The organism is Blattabacteriaceae bacterium, from assembly GCA_036390115.1.
Taxonomy (GTDB): Bacteria; Bacteroidota; Bacteroidia; order Flavobacteriales; family Blattabacteriaceae; genus DASQPV01.
This window is the reverse complement of the sequence record DASWCM010000003.1, coordinates 135,661-154,495: the sequence shown is the minus strand read 5'-3', so window position 1 is coordinate 154,495 and position 18,835 is coordinate 135,661. Positions and strand designations below refer to the sequence as shown.

Here is an 18,835-nt window from a genome sequence, read left to right as displayed (position 1 = left end):
GCAAATGCTTTTTTATTTTATGATCTATTATTTCCCTATACAAAATTTTGAAAAAATGTTTTCCAATAAATTATCTGGACTGACATCTCCTGTCACTTCTCCTAAAAAATGTAAAGCCTGACGAATGTCCATTGCTACAAGGTCTTCTGAAAGACCTAGTTCAAGACCTTTTCGTATTTCATAAATAGAGTCCAAAGTTCCTATAAATGCTTCATAATGCCTCCATTGTGAAATCACCATCTTTTGATCTAAAATTTTACTAGATACAAAATTAGACAGAGCATTCTTCAATCCATTAATCCCTATCCCTAATTTAGCAGATATTTGGAAAAAATAAGAAAGATCAATCATCTTTAGATCAATCTTATTAACTATATCAATCTTATTAGCCACAATAAAGATTCTAGAAGCTCTAATTTTAGAAATATCATTAAGGATTCTTTCTTCTTCAAAAGAAGTTGCGTCAAAAAGATAAATAATCAATTGTGATTTACTAACTATTTCAATAGTTTTTTGAATACTTATTTTCTCAATATCATCCTCTGTTTGTCTTATGCCCGCAGTGTCTATAAACCTAAAACGGATCCCATCTAAAATAAGACTCTCTTCAATAACGTCACGTGTAGTTCCTGGAATTTTTGAAACTATAGATCTATTTTCCTTCAATAGAGCATTAAACAATGTGGATTTTCCAGAGTTTGGAGCCCCAACTAGCACGACAGAAACTCCCTGCTTTATAGCATTTCCTAAGGAAAAAGAATCAATCAAACCTTTTAATTTATTTTCAAGCTTATCCAAAAGCTTATATAGATCTTCCTTACTGGAAAATTCTACATTTTCTTCAGAAAAATCCAACTCCAGCTCAATAATAGAAGCGAATTGAAGAAGTTCTTTACGCAACTCTTTAATAAGAGGAAAAATGCCTCCTCTCATCTGCATCATAGCAATTCGATGAGAGGACTCAGATTCTGCAGAAATAAGATCTGCGACAGCTTCTGCCTGAGATAGATCCATTTTTCCATTTATAAAAGCTCGCATAGTAAATTCTCCAGGACGAGCCATTCTAGCTCCTTTTTCTAGAAGCAACTGTAAAAGCTTATCTCGTATATAAGAAGATCCATGACAAGAAATTTCTACCATATCTTCCCCTGTGTAGGAATGTGGAGACCTGAATAAAGAAACTAACACTTTATCTAAATCCTTGCCATTATTTGATAAATATCCTAAATGGACACTATGAGATTTTTGATTTCTCAAAATTTTTCTTGAATTAACTGGTCTAAAAATATTTTCTACTATATCGATAGATTCTTTTCCAGATATCCTAACTAGAAAAAGAGCCCCACTTGATGTAGCTGGAGCTGCTATAGTTTCTTTATTAATCATATTATTCCTCTCGTTTACACCTCAAATACTCCCTATATTTAGCTCTGTTTATTTCACTTCTTCGTATAGAAGAAGGCTTTATATAGTATTTCCGATCCCTTATCTCTTTCAGAAGATGAATCTTTTCAATCTTTTTTTTGTACTTTTTTAAAGCTTTATCGATAGATTCTCCTTCTTTAAGAAATGTAGTTAATTTCATATTTATTGATTTTTTTACCTATATTGATTAATTCTATGCACTTTTCCAAAGAAGCTTCTTTGGAACTGTCTACCCGAATAAAAAAATAAAAATGCAAAGTAACGAATTTTTGATCTCTTCGAGATGAAAAAAAATTGTATAGGGCCATTAAAGATAGATACTAATAAAACGTAAATCTATGTGATAAATAAATTAATTCCCTTATCTTTTAAAAGAGAAAATAATTTTTATTTTTAAATGGTCGTTTTAAACGACTAACCTCACCTACAGATGAATCGTGAATCATTACAGCTCCGTATTCTACGGCTTATAGAAGTGTAAATTTTTTAAAAATAGATGTTATAGAATTGGTAACATATTTACTATTAGTAGTATCTATGATTTATACAAAATAAAGCATTACTCTTGCCTTACTATCTCCTATCATAAGAGGAAGAACATTTATTATTCTAGGTTTATCTAAAACTTGCATCAATATGAATTTTTTATTATACTTTAAGCTACGAGGCCTCGTAGCTTAATTTGGAGAGAGCATCTGAATACGGATCAGAAGGTTTGGGGGTTCAAGTCCCTCCGAGGTCACTTAACTATTTAAGCTATGAAAGATTTGATCCTACCTTTAGGTAGGAGGAAAGCTAAGTGTAAAGTTTTTTTTGGTCAGCTATCACAATTTTTCTAATGACTACGTGGATAAAAAATAGTTATGCAAAAAATGATAAAGTATATCTACTTATTAATTTTTATATCTATTATTTATTCTTCAATTTTAAGATCCCAATCTTTTACCATTTTTGGTAATGTAGGAGCAATAAAATACACTATAGGCCCTTATCAATATGTGGTAAATGTCTCTGTGTTAATTTTTTTTGGATTAGTTACGTTAATGGAACTTTTTATCTATCTTCTCATATATTTTGAATATGATCTTTTTCTACCTGCTGCCTCTGTAGGTCTTTTAAGTATGGAAGTTCTAAACTTAAATAATAGATATAAAAAGTGATATAAAAAATGGTAAGAATACTTTAGCAGCAAGATTAGTAGCTAAAATATACCATACTTTAATAGTTTTTGGAGCCTTGAGGCTTAAAGTTAATGAAAAAAAAATCCTAGGAATATCTATCAATTTATCTTTTTAAGATTATTTTTTCCTATGGAAATTCATATTAAAAAAGTTATTCTAACGAAAGAAGAGAAAAAATTTTCTTCTGAATTTAATAAAGTGTCTATAATTACTCTAATTTTTTCCTTATTATTAGGATTAGGACAACTAATATTCTTTATTGAAAAGTGAATCAATAAACAAATCTCTATCGAAAGGTTGTCCCTCTCCTATTCCAAGATACTTTATCGGTATCTTAATCAAAAATTCCTCCCTTAGCAGAGCCATCTAGTTTTGTGATTGCTAAAGAATAAACTCCAGTACACTTGTTCAAAAGAATTCTGTCCGATAGTTCCATCTAAGACTAGCATTACCTACTGTGGAGCTTTAGGAATCAATTTTTGCATAACTCGTTTAATTTTAGAAAGCTCTTTCAGAAGATTTACTTTATTATGCAACCGTACTGCCGTATTTATTAAAACTAGATCATCCTTTCTATATTTAGCTGAGCGTATCAAAAGCTACTGAAGCTGGATCAGATCCCATATTATGTTTTATTAAAGGAACTTCTGCACGATCTGACAAATCTTAAGCCTGGATTTTTTAAACTTCCAGGCTAATTTTCCAGTAATTGAACACTCCCAACAATCATAATGACCCTTTGCTAGGAATTTCTTTTTCTTACAAAAGCAAATAGACTTCTTCCTTAAGGAAGACCTTGAATGTCTTCAAGGTTCAAGTATTTATCTTTTTCTGCGATATTTTTTATATTTTAAATGATTTTTAGACTAGTCTTTACTCCAACATCAGAATAAATCAACACCTACTCTAGGAATTTTTCCTCTATCTTAGATTTTCCTATTATAATTTTTTCCAAATTAGAAAAAAAAAAGAATCCTAGTTTTATAGGCCTCTATTTAAAAGATTTTTTGCAGATGAGAATAAATTTCCATAAATACTCATATTTATTTTTATTTTGTATTTTCTCGTTTTTTATCATCCAAGAAAATGCTCACTTGATCCGCATCAAGGATCCTTTCTTCGAAAGAATAAGCTTTCGTTTTAGAAGATTTAAAAAAAATAATTACCTTGCACTTTTTTTTTTTCATAATGAGATTACTTTATCTCTTTGTGTATAGTATGTCTTCTAAGAATGGGATTATATTTTTTTAATTCCATTCTATTAAGCGTATTCTTCCTATTTTTCATCGTTATATAACGAGATATTCCAGGAATATTACTTCTTCTATGCTCCATACACTCAAGGATCACTTGGATCCTATTAGATTTTTTTTTAGACACCTTACGTTTTTTTTTTCAAAGCTTTCTCTATACCCACCTTATTTATGGTCTTTATCCCTGAAGCTGAAACTTTCAGAGTAATCCAACGATCCTCAGATGTTAGGAAAAATCTCTTCTTACTTATGTTAATACTGAAATAACGCTTCGTCTTTTTATTGGAATGAGAAACCCTATTTCCTATAATCAATCGTTTTCCTGTTATTTGACAAATTTTAGACATTTTTTTATCTATGATAAATTAAATTGCTATGTAACGACATGCTCAATAATATAAACAAATGTTACGAACTTCTTTCATTAGAGAATATAAAAAAAAGGTCTTTATTGGACTGAATAAACGATTTTTTACTAAAACTGATCTACTTAATGAAGTATTAATTTTGGACGAAAAAAAAAAAAAATTACAAATAAAATTAGAACATCTTTTATCTAAATCTAAAAATTTAGATAAATTTTATAAAATAAACTCAGTTGAGTTGAAATTAAAAAAAGAAATTAAGTATCTAAGATACAAATTGGTAGATATTTTTGAAAAACTTTCAGAAAAACTCTTGCAAATTCCCAACATTCCTGACGAATGCGTTAAAATAGGTAAATCAAAAGAAGATAATGAACTTATTTATCAATATGGAGATTTTCCAACTCTGAGTGAATCATCTCTTCCACACTGGAATTTGGAAAAAAAATTTAGAATTTTCGATTTTGAAACTGGAACAAAGATTAGCCAAAAAGGATTCCCTATTTATTTAGGACAAGGGGCACTATTACAGCGTGGGTTAATTAAATACTTTCTAGATAAAAACACAGAATCTGGGTATTTTGAATATGAGCTTCCTTACCTTGTGAACGAAATAAGTGTACGAAGTACTGGCCAACTTCCAGATAAAGAAGTCCAAATGTACCATATTCCAATGGACGATCTTTACTTAATACCAACTGGAGAAGTTCCTTTAATGAACATTTTTAGAAATAAAATATTGGAAAAAAAACAACTACCCATTAAAGCAGCCACTTATACTCCTTGTTTTAGGAGAGAAGCTGGATCTTATGGAAATCTAGTTCGAGGCTTAAACAGGATCCATCAATTTCATAAAGTGGAAATTATACAAATTACTGAACCTAAAAAGTCAAATTATGCTTTTGAAGAAATGAAAGAACATCTTCTAATACTTTTAAGAAGTTTAGAACTACCTTTTCGTGTGTTAAGACTTTGCGGGGGGAATATGGGAATCACCGCTTCAATAACTTATGATTTTGAAATTTATTCAGCAGTCCAGCATAGATGGGTAGAAGTAAGCTCTTTATCTAATTGCACAGATTATCAAAGTACTCGTCTTCAACTTCGATATAGAACAGATGAAGGAAAAAAAACACTTTGTCATACCTTAAATGGTAGTGCTTTTGCACTACCAAGAGTTTTAGCTGCTTTGATGGAGAATAATCAAAAAAAAGAATATATTACCCTACCTAAGGAGCTAATACCTTATACAGATTTTGAAGTTATTAAAAAATGAAAGTAATTGAACATATTACCAGAACTAAAAAAACATTATTTTCCTTTGAAATACTTCCTCCTCTCTTTAAGGGATCAATAGAAATTGTTTTCGATACTTTAGATTCTTTAATGGAATTTTATCCACCCTTTATCAATATTACCTATCATCGTTCTGAGTGTTTTAGAAAAAGTAGGCAAGGAACTATAGGGAGTTGTGCTGCTGTAACGAAAAAATATAATGTTGAAACTGTCCCTCATTTGCTTTCTTCTGTATTTTACAAGAATAACATCGAAGATACTTTTATGAACCTCCAGTTTATGGGAATAGAAAATTTATTCTGCCTAAGAGGCGATTCTATCAACTGCGAAAAAGTGGGTAAAAAAAAATTATATGCCCTGGATTTACTGAAGCAAGTACCTGATACTATAAATAGTAAAACATTTGATTTATGTCTTGGAGTAGCTGGATATATTGAAAAACATTTTGAATCTCCTAATCCAGAAATGGATTTACATTATCTAAATAAAAAAATTGAAGCTGGGGCTAATTATATAATAACTCAAATGTTTTTTGAGAACAAAAAATATTTTGAATTTGTCAAAATCTGCAGAGAGAAAGGTATATCCTTACCAATAATTCCAGGTATTAAACCAATATACTGCAAATATCATTTAAAACGTTTGCCATATAATTTTTATGTAGCTCTTCCAAATGAGCTTGTAAAAGAAGCTAAAAACGAAAAATATATAGAAAAAATAGGAATAGAATGGGGGCTAAAACAATCTAAAGAATTAAAAGATTCTGGAGTAGAAATAATTCATTATTATACTATGGGCCGTTATAATAATATTGGCAAAATTATTCAAATGATCTATCAATAAATTTAAAATATGGAAAAATTAGATTTAATCATAAAATCTGGAGAAAAAAATATGGAAAAATCTCTAGAATACCTAAAGATGGTCTTTGTTAGAATCCGTTCAGGCAACTCTAACCCAATTCTCTTAGAAGGCGTAAAAATTGAATGTAACGGAAAAATGATTCCTCTTAAAAAAATAGCTAATGTAAGTTCTCCAGATTCAATGACACTAAAAATTCAACCTTGGGATCGTTCTATGCTTTCATTTATAGAAAAATCCATAATTAATGCTAATTATTCCCCAATAAACAATGGGGAAAATATACTAATTCGTTTGTCTAGGATAACTGAAGATGGCAGGAAAAATCTCGTAAAGAAAACAAAAGCTGAGTTGGAAACTATTAAAGTTAGAATCAGAAATCTACGAAAGGAGGTACACAAAAATCTTAAAAAATTAGAAGGTATTTCTAAAGACAATATGAAAAGTGCCGAAGAAAGGATTCAAAAAATAACTAATGAATACATGAAAAAAGTGGAAGATCTCTACACAATAAAAGAAAAGGAAATTATGAGCATTTAATGCATTTTTATTCAGATAATGAAAATATCTAGTGTAAAAGAAATTCTAAGTAAAGAAAATATTTCTAATAAAATCCGAACAAAAGGATGGATACGGAGTTTTAGAAATAAGAGATTCATTATACTCAATGACGGTTCATCTATAAAAAATTTGCAGATTCTCATAGAGAGATCATCCTTTAATGAATCTTTTTTGAGAAAAATGAACATAGGAACTTCCCTTAAAGTAAAAGGGAGACTCGTTAAGAGTCCTGGAAAAGAACAGTTTATTGAAATATCTACGGAAGAAATTGAAATATGCGGAGAAGCTAAAAAGGAGGATATACTAGAAACTATTTTGCAACCAAAGATCCATAGTTTGGAAAAACTTAGGGAACAATCTCATCTGAGATTTCGCACAAATCTTTTTGGTGCTATTATGCGAATACGCCATCATCTTTCTTTTTCTGTACATGAATTTTTTCACCAAAACGATTTTTTTTACATTCATACTCCTATCATCACTTCAGCTGATGCTGAAGGTGCTGGAAAAATGTTTAGTGTATCAAATGATTTTTTTGGTAAACAAGCTTATCTAACTGTATCAGGTCAATTAGAAGCAGAAACAGCTGCTTTAGCTTTTGGAAAGGTTTATACTTTTGGCCCAACTTTCCGAGCAGAAAATTCTAACACGCCTAGACATTTAGCTGAATTTTGGATGGTTGAACCAGAAATAGCTTTTTGCACACTTAAAGATAGTATGACCTTAGCTGAGATGTTTTTAAAATATCTCATTTCGCATATATGCGAAAATTGCAAAGAAGACCTGCAATATCTAGAAATATATCATTCTTTTGAAGAAAAACAGAAAAATAAATCGCTTTTAGATCAATTGAGTATAGCATTGATGCTTCCTTTTAAAAAACTCAGTTATACTGAAGCTATAAAAATACTTAAAAAAAGCAATAGAAAATTTACATGCCCCATTCAATGGGGCATGGATTTACTTTCAGAACATGAAAGGTATTTAACCGATAAGTATTTTAAATCCCCATTAATCTTATTTAACTATCCAAAAATAGTTAAACCTTTTTATATGCGGTTGAATGATGATGAAAGAACTGTTAGTGCTATGGATATTTTATTTCCCATTATTGGAGAAATAATAGGGGGTTCTCAAAGAGAAGATCGTTATGAAATCTTAGCACAGCGTATGGGAGATTGTGGAATTAATAAAAAAAATTTATGGTGGTATCTGGATACGAGGCGTTTTGGATCAGCCCCACATTCAGGGTTCGGTATGGGATTTGACAGATTTACTCAATTTGTTACAGGAATGAGGAATATTCGTGACGTCGTTCCCTATCCCAGAACACCTGGAAACGCAGAATTTTAAAGAAGGAGAGGTGGCCGAGGGGTTAAAGGCGCATGCTTGGAAAGTATGTTCACTTTATGTGTCAAGGGTTCGAATCCCTTTCTCTCCGCTATTAATAATAAGACTTCTATGAATGATCCAACTTGTTAAAGTTATCATTCTATTCCTTCCAACTTCATAGAGTGACACTAAATTTAGTAAACAGCTTCCATATCTTTAGGATGCATTTCTTTACCTTATACCAAGGATAGCAGGCTGAGGAATACACGATTGAAAGAATCCACTAATACCTTTTCTATTTTGTAAGAATCAAAACCATCTATTAGTGCACGATTGCCCAAATAACATTAGAAGTTTCTCTATCTGTCTACCATTAGAATCTTTAACCATACAATTTACCAATATATTTACCCCCATAAAAAACGTAATATGAATATGCAAATATTTATTAAACAAAAATAAAAAGAATTTTCTCTGTTACTTACATTTCATATTTAAATGAAAAAATATAGTATAAAGCCATAACAAACGTGAAAAATATCTCTATACTCCCCTCATCTGTGTTTTTTGGGGAAGAGGCATACAAACAATTGCATATTTTTTCCCATAAAAGGGATCTATCGAATATTTTTATTTTGGTTGATTCAAATACAAGAGAATATTGTCTTCCATATTTGTATAATCGCGTAACATTTTTAAGAACAGCTAAAATTGTAGAGGTACCTACTGGCGAAAAAGAAAAAAATATACAGAATTGTATAAAAATTTGGAAAGAATTTGAAAAACAAAATGCCGATAGAAAGAGTCTTCTTATTAATCTTGGTGGTGGTGTTATTACTGATATGGGGGGGTTTTCAGCTTCAGTTTTCAAAAGAGGAATAAGTTTTTTAAATGTTCCAACAACCCTTCTTTCTATGGTAGATGCTTCTATAGGAGGCAAAACTGGGATTGATTTTAACGGAGTAAAAAATGAAATTGGTATTTTCAAAGAAGCGGAATTAGTTTTAATTGATCTTAATTATCTAAAAACTTTAGGAAAAAGGGAGTTAAAATCAGGAATGGCAGAAATCTTTAAATATGGACTAGTTGCAGATTATTCTTTTTGGAAAGAAGTAAATATTTTATCCAATAATTTAATTGGGAGATCTTTTATTGAAAGATCCATTCTTATAAAAACCAGAATGGTTCGTATTGATCCAAAAGAGAAATTTGGATCAAGAAAAATTCTTAATTTTGGGCACACTATAGGCCACGCTTTAGAAGCTTTTTTTCTTGATCGGTATTCTCCTGTTTCACATGGAGAAGCAATTGCTTTTGGAATGATTTGCGAATCTTGGATTTCTTGGAAAATAAATTGCCTTACAGAAAAACAATATGATGAAATCAGTAAAAATCTTTCGAATACTTATCCAGTAAAGGAAATTGACCAAAAAACCGCAGAAACTCTTCGGAGTTTAATGCTAAATGATAAAAAAAATGAGATAGGAAAAATTTGCTTTTCCCTTCTTAGAACTATAGGAGATTGTTACTACGATAAAAAAGTAGGCGATGTAATCATTCAAGAAAGTTTGGAACAACTAAAAAGTTTAGTAAAATATGATTAAAAATGAATCTGAAGAGTAGAGTAATTCCTATTGATATAGTAAATGAAATGAAATCTTCATACATCGATTATTCGATGTCAGTAATTATTTCAAGAGCTCTACCAGACGTAAGGGATGGGCTTAAGCCTGTGCATAGACGTGTGCTTTATGGAATGTATAAACTTAATGTTCTCTCTAATAGTGCATATAAAAAATCTGCTAGGATAGTTGGGGAAGTATTAGGGAAATTTCATCCACATGGTGATAGTTCTGTTTATGATGCTATTGTTCGTATGGCGCAATATTGGTCTTTACGCCATACGTTAATTGATGGTCAAGGAAATTTCGGATCATTAGATAACGATCCTCCAGCTGCAATGAGGTATACAGAAATTCGATTAAGTAATTTTTCAGAAGATATGCTTGTTGATATTGAAAAGGAAACGGTGGATATGCAACTAAACTTTGATGATTCAATGGAAGAGCCTACCGTCCTTCCTACTCGTATTCCGAATCTCCTTATTAACGGAGCCTCTGGAATAGCAGTTGGAATGGCTACAAATATGGCACCTCATAATTTGAAAGAATCCATTGAAGCTATTTGCGCATACATTGATAACAAAAATATTAGTATTGACGAATTAATTAATTATATTAAAGCGCCAGATTTCCCTACAGGGGGGGTTATTTATGGATCTCAAGGAGTTAAAGAAGCTTTTCACGTAGGAAAAGGTCGTATTTTACTAAGAGCTCGGGTGCATTTTGAAGATATTCAAGGACGTAAATGCCTTATTGTAGACGAAATACCATATCAAGTGAACAAGGAGGACATGATAGAAAAAACTAAAAATCTTGTAAAAGAAGGTAAAATAGAAAACTTGTCGCAGATTAGGGATGAATCAGATAGGCGTGGAATGCGTATTGTATATTTGCTAAAGCAAGGGACTGAACCTCAAATAATTTTGAATAAACTTTATAAATACACTGATCTTCAGACTTCGTTTAGTGTTAACAATATTGCTTTAGTTAAAGGAAAACCTGTTCAGTTAAATCTTAAAGAGATTATTCAATATTTTGTAGATCATAGAAATAATGTTATTATGAGACGTTCCAGGCATGATCTACGTAATGCTAAAGAACGTCTTCATATCCTTAAAGGATTTATTACTGCTTTAGATAGCTTTGATCTAGTTTTTCAGCTGGTGAGTAATTCAAAAAACCCAAAGGATGCTATAAAAGCACTTACAAAAGAATTCAATTTTTCAGAAATTCAAGTACGATCTATTCTGGAAATGCGTTTGCATCGCTTTACTAGCCTTGAAAGGAACAAAATTAGATCAGAATATGAAGAGGTGAAGAAAATTATAAAAAAACTTAACAATATCCTAAATAAGGAAATGCTGCGATTGCAACTTATAAAAAGTGAACTAATAGAAATCAAAGAAAAATATAGCGATAAACGGAGAACTGAAATTGATTATTCAGGAAACGCTGAGGAATTTGTGGATGATATCACTGGAGTATTTACTTTATCTCATAAAGGATATATAAAACGCACTACTTTATCGGCGTATAAACGTCAATCTAGAGGCGTAATTGGAAATATTGGAGCTGGTGTTCATGAAAAGGACTTTATGGAACACTTACTCGTAGCTCAAAATATGCCATATATGCTTTTATTTACGAAAAAAGGAAAATGTTTTTGGCTTAGGGTGATTGATATACCCGAAAGTGCAAAAACGTCTAAGGGGAGAGCTATACAAAATTTTATCGAACTTGATAGTGATGATCAAGTTAAAGCTTATATTTTAAGTGGAAATCTAAAGAACTTTGACTATATCAATAGTCATTACGTAATTCTAGTAACAGAAAAAGGAATCGTAAAAAGAACCCCACTTAAAAGCTATTCTCATCCTAGAAAAAGAGGAATACAGGCAACAATAATTCGACCTGGTGATTCTCTAATAGAAGCAAAACTTACAACTGGAAACAGTGACATTTTTATAGCAAAAAAAAGTGGAAAATCTATTAGATTTTCTGAAAAAAAAATTCGTTTAATGGGGAGAACTTCTTACGGAGTTAAAAGTATATCATTAGCCGATGATAAAGATTCTGTTATTGGGGTGGTTTGCGTTAAACCGAAGGAAAAAGAAAATATATTGGTAGTTTCAGAAAATGGATATGGAAAACGTTCTAATTTAGGAACTTATCGCAGAACTGATAGAATTGGAAAGGGAATAAAAACAATCAATATAACTGAAAAAACTGGAAAATTAATAGCTGTTAAGAATGTAACTGATAAAAATGATTTAATGATTATTAATAAATCTGGTATTACCCTTCGCATACCTGTATCAGTGATGCGTGTTATGGGGAGAAATACGCAAGGAGTCCGATTGATCAATCTTAAAAAGGATAAAATTGCTGCAGTGGCTACTATTGAAACGTAATATGCGAATTATTTCAGGAAAATTAAAAGGTAGAAAATTTTATCCCCCTAAAAATATTTACGTTAGACCGACTATGGATAAAGCTAAAGAATCTTTATTCAACGTATTATCTAATTATTTAGAAAATAATCTTCTTGTTCTAGATATATTCAGCGGAACAGGAAGTATTAGTTTTGAATTTATTTCTCGAGGAGCTTTGATGGTTTATTGCGTTGACGTAAATTGCCTTTGCACAAAGTATATAAAGGAAACTTCTAAGAAGTTTAAAATTTCCAAGAAAATGCAAATATTTTGTGAAAACGCTTTTCATTTTTTTAATAAAAATATTCCTACTTTCGATATAATTTTTGCTGATCCTCCTTACCATATAGAGAATAGTAATTTGGAGTTATTGTTTCAATTAGTTTTGAAAAAAAATGGGTGTATTAAAACAAATGGTTTAATTATTTTGGAACATTCAGCTAAGAAAAATTATTTTGTTATGAGTCTCCCCTATTATAGGGGGACTAAGAAATACGGAGATACTTATTTTAGTTTTTTTAAAAATTTATAAAAATAATAACCATGAAAAACAATAAAAAAATAACAGGTGTAGAGGTAAATTTAAAAAAAATCTATACGGAAACTATCCCAGATATTCAAGAATGTAAAATATATAAAGGAGTTATATCCCATCTTTCCAATAGAGAAGCAATAGTGGATATTGGTTTTAAATCTGAAGGGGTGATTCCCTTAAGAGAATTTAAAAAAAAACAAGAGCTAAAAATTGGGAGCATTGTAGATGTAATGATTGAGAAGATGGATTATAAAGGTCAATGCATATTCTCCCATAAAAAAGCAAAAATTCTTAAAAATTGGGAACGTATTAACTTTAGTTATGAAAAAGATGAAATCCTTTTAGGAATAGTATTAGCTAGAACTAAAGGGGGATTGCTAGTAAAAGCTCTAGAAATTGAATGTTTTTTACCTGGTTCACATATAAATGTGAAGCCCATACGAGATTTTGACCAATTCGTTGGAAAACCTATTGCTGTAAAAGTAGTCAAAATCAATAAAAAAACGAAAAATATTGTTGTTTCTCATAAAATATTAATGGAGCGAGATATTGAAGAACATAAAAAAGAGATAATCGCTTGTATGGAAAAAGGGCAAGTAGTTGAAGGTACGGTAAAAAATATTACTAATTACGGGGTTTTTGCTAAAATAGGAGGAATAGATGCTTTGATTCATATTACTGATATGAAATGGAATCGAATTGATCATCCTTCAGAGTTAGTAGAGATTGGTCAAAAGGTTAAATGTGTTGTACTAAATGTCGATTATACCAATAATAGAATTCAACTTGGATTAAAACAGCTACTTCCCCATCCGTGGGATGCCTTGGATCCTAACATTGGGGTTGGATATAAAGTAAAGGGCGTAGTAACTTTACTGTCTGATTATGGGGCTTTGGTAGAAATTTTTCCTGGAATTGAAGGATTGATCCATACGAGTGAAATATCTTGGGATTTCCATCTTCTTTCTGCACAAGATTTTCTAAAAATAGGGGATAAAGTAGATGCTATAATTACAGGAATAGACCGTAAAGAAAAAAAAATATATTTGAGTATAAAAAGGATAACTCCAGATCCTTGGATGAATATTTACGATAAATATCCCATAAATTCAAAACATACTGGAATTATTCACAGTTTTGCTAATTTTGGGGTTTTTGTAGAATTGGAAAAAGGGATTAGTGGGGTCGTATCGTCTAAAGATCTTACTTGGTACAAAAAGATAAAACATCCTTCAGGATTTTGCAAAAAAGGAGATAAAATGGAGGTGGTTATCTTAAATTTAGATGTTAATAATAGACGTATAAATTTAGGACATAAACAGCTTATGGAGAATACATGGGATCTATATGAAAAAATATATGTCTTGGATAGTCTCCATTTCGGAGTACCGATAGAGGTTTTTGATAAAGGAGTAACAATCCTATTAGGAAGTCAAAAAAAATTTTTGGTAGAAGCTTTTGCTCCAGCTCGTTTTTTAGAAAAAAAAATTAAAAAAAATGATAAATTTAAAATTATTGAATTTAATAAGGAATTAAAAAGAATAATAGTCTCACATTATACCCAATAATAGATAATATTCTTGGCAGTTTGCTAAAAAGTTATAATATTAAATCATTCCACCTCCCATTCCTACGCCAGGTGGCGTAGCAGGTTCATCTTTTTTAATTTCTGTAACTACACATTCAGTAGTTAAAAGCATGGAACCTACTGAAGAAGCATTTTCCAATGCTACGCGGGTTACCTTTGTAGGATCGATTATTCCAGCCTTAATCATATTTTTATATTGACCTGACTTAGCATCATATCCAAAATCGTCTATTCCCTCTGCCACTTTTGCTACTACTACTGATCCTTCTTCTCCAGCATTCGCAACAATTTGACGTAAAGGTTCTTCTAAAGCTCGTTTAACTATTTTAACTCCTGTATTTTGATCTACATTATCAGTTTGGATATTTTGAAGAGCTTTTACAGCTCTTACTAAAGCTACCCCCCCTCCAGCTACAATTCCTTCCTCTACAGCTGCACGAGTAGCATTTAGTGCATCATTTACTCTATCTTTCTTCTCTTTCATTTCTACTTCAGAAGCTGCTCCAACGTAAAGAACGGCTACCCCCCCTGCTAATTTAGCTAAACGTTCTTGAAGTTTTTCTTTATCATAATCAGAAGTGGTATTCTCTATCTGAGTTTTTATTTCATTAATCCTTCCTTTTATACTTTCTTTATTTCCATATCCATTGACAATAGTTGTATTGTCTTTGTCTATGGTAACTCTTTCTGCACGTCCTAGCATATCTATTTTCACATCTTCAAGCTTTTGCCCAGTTTTTTCAGAAACCAGTATTCCTCTAGTGAGGATCGCAAGATCTTCAAGCATTGCTTCCCTACGATCTCCAAAACCTGGAGCTTTAACAGCAGCTACTTTTAAAATCCCTCTAAGCTTATTAACAACCAAAGTGGCTAAAGCTTCCCCTTCAACTTCTTCAGAAATGATTAAAAAAGGTTTTCCAGATTGAGCTACCGATTCTAATATCGGCATAAGATCTTTCATTGAAGATATCTTTTTATCGTAGATAAGTATGTATGGATTATCTAGCTCAGTCACCATTTTTTCTGAATTAGTAACAAAATATGGAGATTGATATCCTCGGTCAAATTGCATACCTTCAACAACATCTACAGTGGTTTCCATGCTTTTTGCCTCTTCTACAGTAATTACCCCTTCTTTTTTTACCTTTTCGAAAGCATTAGCTATTAAAGAACCTATTTCTTCATCATTATTAGCAGATATAGAAGCTACTTGTTTAATTTTTTCTCCTTTTTCACCTACTTTTTGGGATTGACTTTTTAGATTTTCTACCACTACCTCCACAGCTTTATCGATACCTCTTTTCAAATCCATAGGATTTGCACCAGCTGCAACATTTTTTAAACCCTCTCGTATGAGAGCTTGTGCTAATACCGTAGCTGTCGTAGTTCCATCCCCAGCCACATCGTTGGTTTTTGATGCAACCTCTTTAACCATCTGCGCCCCTAAGTTTTCAATGGCATCTTCTAATTCAATTTCTTTTGCAACAGTAACCCCATCTTTCGTTACGTGAGGACTTCCAAAAGATTTTTGGAAAACTACATTTCTTCCTTTCGGACCTAAAGTTACTTTTACAGCATTAGCTAGGATATCTACACCTGTTTTCAATCTGTCTCTGGCCCCTACATCAAATTTTATATCTTTAGCCACAAGAATTTAATTTAAATAATTGCAAAAATGTCCGATTCACGCATAATCAGGTAATCTTTCCCGTATATTCTCAATTCAGTGCCTGAATATTTTCCATACAATACTTTATTACCCTCCTTTACTGTCATAGATTCATTTCTTTTTCCAGGTCCTACAGCTACAACTACCCCTTCTTGAGGTTTCTCCTTTGCTGTATCAGGAATAATAAGCCCTGAAGCGGTTTTACTTTCTACTGGCGCAGGTTCCACAATTACGCGATCTGCTAAAGGTTTAATTTTTAACTCTTCCATATAAATTATTTTATACTATCTGTTTTTTAAAATTTTATTAAAAAAATAAATAAAAATAAAAATTAAAATCGCTAAAATACAAGTAAGCTTTTCCCAAAAATTTATAACACGTTGAACCCCGAATATTTGAATGCTTTTATCTCCTAAAGAAGAATAAGAAAGAGAATCTCTTTTAGGATTTTGTATTGTTATCACTACGGTAAGTAGTAAACAAGTAAAAATAAGAATTACCGCCAAAAATACATAAAGAAACATAAAATGTTTTCTCTTTTCAAGAATTCCCATATTACCTTAGATTAAATCAATTTATATTCGTTTAGCAAAAAATCGTTACCATATATACTAATGGTTTAAAACTTCCCCTATTAATGTAGCAGCCGTACAATCATTAATTTTTACTTTAACCAAGTCTCCTAAATGAGAATTATCTTTTGGAAAAACTACAACTGCGTTTTGAGAGTTTCTTCCATACCAATGATATTTACTTTTCTTTGATTCACCCTCAATTAAAACTTCCTGTACCTTTCCAACATGTCTCTGTATTCGTTCATAAGAATGTTTTCGTTGTAAATCTATAATTTCAGAAAGTCTACGTTTTTTAATTTTTTCAGGAACATCATCTTTAAGGTTTTTTTCAGCAAAGGTTCCAGGACGAGATGAATAGGCGAACATATAGCCAAAGTCATACTTAACGAATTCCATTAAACTCAATGTATCAATATGATCTTGGTCCCTTTCTCCACAAAAACCTGTAATTATATCCTGAGAGATCGAACAATCAGGAAGGATTGTTCTAATCCTTCTAATTAAAGAAAGGTATTCAATGCGAGTGTATTTGCGATTCATTCGTTGAAGTACTCTAGTGCTTCCAGATTGGACTGGTAAATGTATGTGCTGGCAAATATTCGTATTCCGAGAAATGGTTTCCAAAACTTCTTCCGACATATCACAAGGATTGGATGTAGAAAAACGGATACGCATGGATGGAACAGCTTTAGCGATAAACTCAAGGAGTTTAGCAAAATTTATAGATTTATATTTTTTTAAATTTGAAGCTTTATGAAAATCTTTTTTTACCCCACCTCCGTACCAAATATAAGAATCCACATTTTGCCCTAGAAGAGTAATTTCTTGGTAAGATTTTTTCCATAATTCTTCGCATTCTTCTATAATACTTTTAGGATCTCTACTTCTCTCTCTTCCTCGAGTAAAAGGAACTATGCAAAAACTACACATATTATCACAACCACGCGTAATACTTATGAAAGCAGTAACTCCATTTTCCCTAACTGGTTTAATATCTGCATATGTCTCTTCTTTATAAGAAGAAATAGAAACATTCCCAGCATTTTTAGATTCAACTAACTTAATTAAGTGAGGAATGTTTCTATAAGAGTCAGGCCCTACGATTAAATCAACGAGTTTTTCTTCTTCTAAGAGTTTGAACTTTAAACGTTCGGCCATGCAGCCAAGCATTCCTATTATAAGCTTCGGTTTTTTTTTTTTTAAAATATTAAATATTTTTAAACGATTTTTTACGTTTTTTTCAGCTTTTTCTCGTATTGAACAAGTATTTATAAATAATAAATCCGCTTCTTCAAAATTATTAGTTGGTTCAAATCCATCTTCTTTTAAGAACGAAGTTACTATTTCGCTATCAGAAAAATTCATTTGACATCCGTAATTTTCTATATACAATTTCCTCCTTTTGTATCTATACTGAATAGGCAGCATATTTATATTTTTTTTATGTATGTAGGCAACCAGGGCAGGATTCGAACCTGCGGCCTACAGTTTAGGAAACTGCAGCTCTGTCCTATCTGAGCTACCCAGTCCAGATCATATTGTTTCTATAGAAACGAAAGAAATATTCGCTTTCTTTCTGAAAAAAACCTTTCCTTCTGCTTTTGCATATAAAGTGTGATCTCTTCCAACCCCTACCCATCTACCAGATAAATATTTTGTCCCTCGTTGTCGTACTATTATATTTCCTACTTTAGCTAACTGACCCCCAAAAATTTTAACCCCTAATCGCTTACTTTTCGAATCTCTTCCATTTCTAGAACTACCGACACCCTTTTTATGAGCCATAAAATATTATTTTACCAAAAGAATAGAAATCACTTTAATTAGTGTATTTTTTTTTCTATATCCACGTTTAACTTTAAATCCTTTTCTTCTTTTTTTTTTGAAAATAAGTATTTTATCCCCTTTTATATGTTTCAGTACTTTTACTTGTACAAAAGATCCTTGTATAAAAGGGTACCCTATTATAGGGGTTCCTACTTCTTTGTTTATTAGATAAACGAGATCAAAAAATACTTCTGAATTAATTTCAGAATCTAGAAGAGGAACGAATGATAATTTTCCATTAAAAACTTTACATTGAAATCCTCCAATATCTACTATGGCATACACGTTACATTCTTTTAAAAATCTAAGAAGA

General features: G+C 31.3%; 20 protein-coding genes, 3 tRNA genes and 1 pseudogene. 11 read left to right on the top strand and 13 right to left on the bottom strand.

Annotated elements, in window-relative coordinates; genetic code table 11:
* Positions 1-27: 27 nt before the first annotated feature.
* On the bottom strand, positions 28-1,386 hold the full coding sequence (gene mnmE, locus VF849_01015; protein HEX9232613.1) for a tRNA uridine-5-carboxymethylaminomethyl(34) synthesis GTPase MnmE: 1,359 nt from the start codon (positions 1,384-1,386) through the stop codon (positions 28-30).
* Position 1,387: 1 nt separating this feature from the next.
* Positions 1,388-1,585, bottom strand: coding sequence for a 30S ribosomal protein S21 (gene rpsU, locus VF849_01010; GenBank protein HEX9232612.1), 198 nt, complete (start codon positions 1,583-1,585; stop codon positions 1,388-1,390).
* Positions 1,586-2,091: 506 nt separating this feature from the next.
* Here rpsU and VF849_01005 point away from each other — a divergent pair.
* Positions 2,092-2,167 (top strand) — tRNA-Arg (locus VF849_01005).
* A gap of 121 nt (positions 2,168-2,288) precedes the next feature.
* On the top strand, positions 2,289-2,585 hold the full coding sequence (locus tag VF849_01000) for a hypothetical protein (GenBank protein ID HEX9232611.1): 297 nt from the start codon (positions 2,289-2,291) through the stop codon (positions 2,583-2,585).
* 267 nt (positions 2,586-2,852) lie between these two features.
* Here the strand turns inward: VF849_01000 and VF849_00995 are convergent.
* The 4 genes and pseudogenes from VF849_00995 to rpmB form a co-directional block, all read right to left on the bottom strand.
* A pseudogene (locus VF849_00995) lies at positions 2,853-3,266 on the bottom strand (signal recognition particle-docking protein FtsY).
* Between the two features lie 389 nt (positions 3,267-3,655).
* Complete coding sequence (locus VF849_00990) at positions 3,656-3,793, bottom strand: DUF4295 family protein (GenBank protein ID HEX9232610.1); 138 nt, start codon at positions 3,791-3,793, stop codon at positions 3,656-3,658.
* Positions 3,794-3,800: 7 nt separating this feature from the next.
* The gene (gene rpmG / locus VF849_00985; GenBank protein HEX9232609.1) at positions 3,801-3,986 is read right to left on the bottom strand and encodes a 50S ribosomal protein L33; all 186 of its coding nucleotides are present in this window, start codon (positions 3,984-3,986) and stop codon (positions 3,801-3,803) included.
* 1 nt (position 3,987) lies between these two features.
* A complete protein-coding gene (gene rpmB, locus VF849_00980) occupies positions 3,988-4,206 on the bottom strand; it encodes a 50S ribosomal protein L28 (protein HEX9232608.1) in 219 nt (72 codons plus the stop codon).
* A gap of 58 nt (positions 4,207-4,264) precedes the next feature.
* Between rpmB and serS the strand changes: the two genes are divergently transcribed.
* The 9 genes from serS to VF849_00935 all read left to right on the top strand — a co-directional run bounded on the left by serS (position 4,265) and on the right by VF849_00935 (position 14,431).
* The gene (gene serS / locus VF849_00975) at positions 4,265-5,500 is read left to right on the top strand and encodes a serine--tRNA ligase (protein HEX9232607.1); all 1,236 of its coding nucleotides are present in this window, start codon (positions 4,265-4,267) and stop codon (positions 5,498-5,500) included.
* The gene (locus VF849_00970; GenBank protein HEX9232606.1) at positions 5,497-6,363 is read left to right on the top strand and encodes a methylenetetrahydrofolate reductase; all 867 of its coding nucleotides are present in this window, start codon (positions 5,497-5,499) and stop codon (positions 6,361-6,363) included. The genes serS and VF849_00970 overlap by 4 nt, the downstream gene beginning before the upstream one ends.
* Before the next feature lie 9 nt (positions 6,364-6,372).
* On the top strand, positions 6,373-6,921 hold the full coding sequence (locus VF849_00965; GenBank protein HEX9232605.1) for a ribosome-recycling factor: 549 nt from the start codon (positions 6,373-6,375) through the stop codon (positions 6,919-6,921).
* Positions 6,922-6,939: 18 nt separating this feature from the next.
* Positions 6,940-8,295 carry an asparagine--tRNA ligase gene (gene asnS, locus VF849_00960; protein ID HEX9232604.1) on the top strand — a complete coding sequence of 452 codons (1,356 nt, stop codon included), beginning with the start codon at positions 6,940-6,942 and terminating at the stop codon, positions 8,293-8,295.
* Between the two features lie 4 nt (positions 8,296-8,299).
* Positions 8,300-8,383: transfer RNA gene (locus VF849_00955), tRNA-Ser, on the top strand.
* A 421-nt stretch (positions 8,384-8,804) separates the two neighbouring features.
* Positions 8,805-9,878, top strand: coding sequence for a 3-dehydroquinate synthase (aroB, locus tag VF849_00950; protein HEX9232603.1), 1,074 nt, complete (start codon positions 8,805-8,807; stop codon positions 9,876-9,878).
* 2 nt (positions 9,879-9,880) lie between these two features.
* Positions 9,881-12,307 (top strand): DNA gyrase subunit A, encoded by a 2,427-nt coding sequence (gene gyrA / locus VF849_00945; GenBank protein ID HEX9232602.1) that lies wholly within the window; start codon positions 9,881-9,883, stop codon positions 12,305-12,307.
* A 1-nt stretch (position 12,308) separates the two neighbouring features.
* Complete coding sequence (gene rsmD, locus VF849_00940; protein HEX9232601.1) at positions 12,309-12,860, top strand: 16S rRNA (guanine(966)-N(2))-methyltransferase RsmD; 552 nt, start codon at positions 12,309-12,311, stop codon at positions 12,858-12,860.
* Positions 12,861-12,871: 11 nt separating this feature from the next.
* Positions 12,872-14,431, top strand: a complete 1,560-nt coding sequence (locus VF849_00935; protein ID HEX9232600.1) for a S1 RNA-binding domain-containing protein — start codon at positions 12,872-12,874, stop codon at positions 14,429-14,431.
* 39 nt (positions 14,432-14,470) lie between these two features.
* On the opposite strand, the gene groL is transcribed toward VF849_00935, so the two are convergent.
* The 7 genes from groL to rplU form a co-directional block, all read right to left on the bottom strand.
* Positions 14,471-16,099, bottom strand: coding sequence for a chaperonin GroEL (groL, locus tag VF849_00930; GenBank protein ID HEX9232599.1), 1,629 nt, complete (start codon positions 16,097-16,099; stop codon positions 14,471-14,473).
* Positions 16,100-16,110: 11 nt separating this feature from the next.
* A complete protein-coding gene (locus tag VF849_00925) occupies positions 16,111-16,389 on the bottom strand; it encodes a co-chaperone GroES (protein ID HEX9232598.1) in 279 nt (92 codons plus the stop codon).
* 15 nt (positions 16,390-16,404) lie between these two features.
* Positions 16,405-16,644: a preprotein translocase subunit SecG gene (secG, locus tag VF849_00920; GenBank protein HEX9232597.1), complete on the bottom strand. Its 240-nt coding sequence runs from the start codon at positions 16,642-16,644 to the stop codon at positions 16,405-16,407.
* Positions 16,645-16,731: 87 nt separating this feature from the next.
* Complete coding sequence (gene miaB / locus VF849_00915; GenBank protein ID HEX9232596.1) at positions 16,732-18,123, bottom strand: tRNA (N6-isopentenyl adenosine(37)-C2)-methylthiotransferase MiaB; 1,392 nt, start codon at positions 18,121-18,123, stop codon at positions 16,732-16,734.
* A gap of 26 nt (positions 18,124-18,149) precedes the next feature.
* A tRNA-Arg gene (locus VF849_00910) sits at positions 18,150-18,224 on the bottom strand.
* A gap of 4 nt (positions 18,225-18,228) precedes the next feature.
* Positions 18,229-18,480, bottom strand: a complete 252-nt coding sequence (rpmA, locus tag VF849_00905) for a 50S ribosomal protein L27 (GenBank protein ID HEX9232595.1) — start codon at positions 18,478-18,480, stop codon at positions 18,229-18,231.
* Positions 18,481-18,486: 6 nt separating this feature from the next.
* Positions 18,487-18,807, bottom strand: a complete 321-nt coding sequence (gene rplU / locus VF849_00900; GenBank protein ID HEX9232594.1) for a 50S ribosomal protein L21 — start codon at positions 18,805-18,807, stop codon at positions 18,487-18,489.
* Between the last annotated feature and the right edge of the window lie 28 nt (positions 18,808-18,835).

Excerpts from the sequence above, each read along its gene's own strand:
- mnmE (HEX9232613.1), bottom strand. The coding sequence starts at position 1,386 with ATGATTAATAAAGAAACTATAGCAGCTCCAGCTACATCAAGTGGGGCT.
- rpsU (HEX9232612.1), bottom strand. The coding sequence starts at position 1,585 with ATGAAATTAACTACATTTCTTAAAGAAGGAGAATCTATCGATAAAGCT.
- VF849_01000 (HEX9232611.1), top strand. The coding sequence starts at position 2,289 with ATGCAAAAAATGATAAAGTATATCTACTTATTAATTTTTATATCTATT.
- VF849_00990 (HEX9232610.1), bottom strand. The coding sequence starts at position 3,793 with ATGAAAAAAAAAAAGTGCAAGGTAATTATTTTTTTTAAATCTTCTAAA.
- rpmB (HEX9232608.1), bottom strand. The coding sequence starts at position 4,206 with ATGTCTAAAATTTGTCAAATAACAGGAAAACGATTGATTATAGGAAAT.
- serS (HEX9232607.1), top strand. The coding sequence starts at position 4,265 with ATGTTACGAACTTCTTTCATTAGAGAATATAAAAAAAAGGTCTTTATT.
- VF849_00970 (HEX9232606.1), top strand. The coding sequence starts at position 5,497 with ATGAAAGTAATTGAACATATTACCAGAACTAAAAAAACATTATTTTCC.
- VF849_00965 (HEX9232605.1), top strand. The coding sequence starts at position 6,373 with ATGGAAAAATTAGATTTAATCATAAAATCTGGAGAAAAAAATATGGAA.
- asnS (HEX9232604.1), top strand. The coding sequence starts at position 6,940 with ATGAAAATATCTAGTGTAAAAGAAATTCTAAGTAAAGAAAATATTTCT.
- gyrA (HEX9232602.1), top strand. The coding sequence starts at position 9,881 with ATGAATCTGAAGAGTAGAGTAATTCCTATTGATATAGTAAATGAAATG.
- rsmD (HEX9232601.1), top strand. The coding sequence starts at position 12,309 with ATGCGAATTATTTCAGGAAAATTAAAAGGTAGAAAATTTTATCCCCCT.
- VF849_00935 (HEX9232600.1), top strand. The coding sequence starts at position 12,872 with ATGAAAAACAATAAAAAAATAACAGGTGTAGAGGTAAATTTAAAAAAA.
- VF849_00925 (HEX9232598.1), bottom strand. The coding sequence starts at position 16,389 with ATGGAAGAGTTAAAAATTAAACCTTTAGCAGATCGCGTAATTGTGGAA.
- secG (HEX9232597.1), bottom strand. The coding sequence starts at position 16,644 with ATGTTTCTTTATGTATTTTTGGCGGTAATTCTTATTTTTACTTGTTTA.
- miaB (HEX9232596.1), bottom strand. The coding sequence starts at position 18,123 with ATGCTGCCTATTCAGTATAGATACAAAAGGAGGAAATTGTATATAGAA.
- rpmA (HEX9232595.1), bottom strand. The coding sequence starts at position 18,480 with ATGGCTCATAAAAAGGGTGTCGGTAGTTCTAGAAATGGAAGAGATTCG.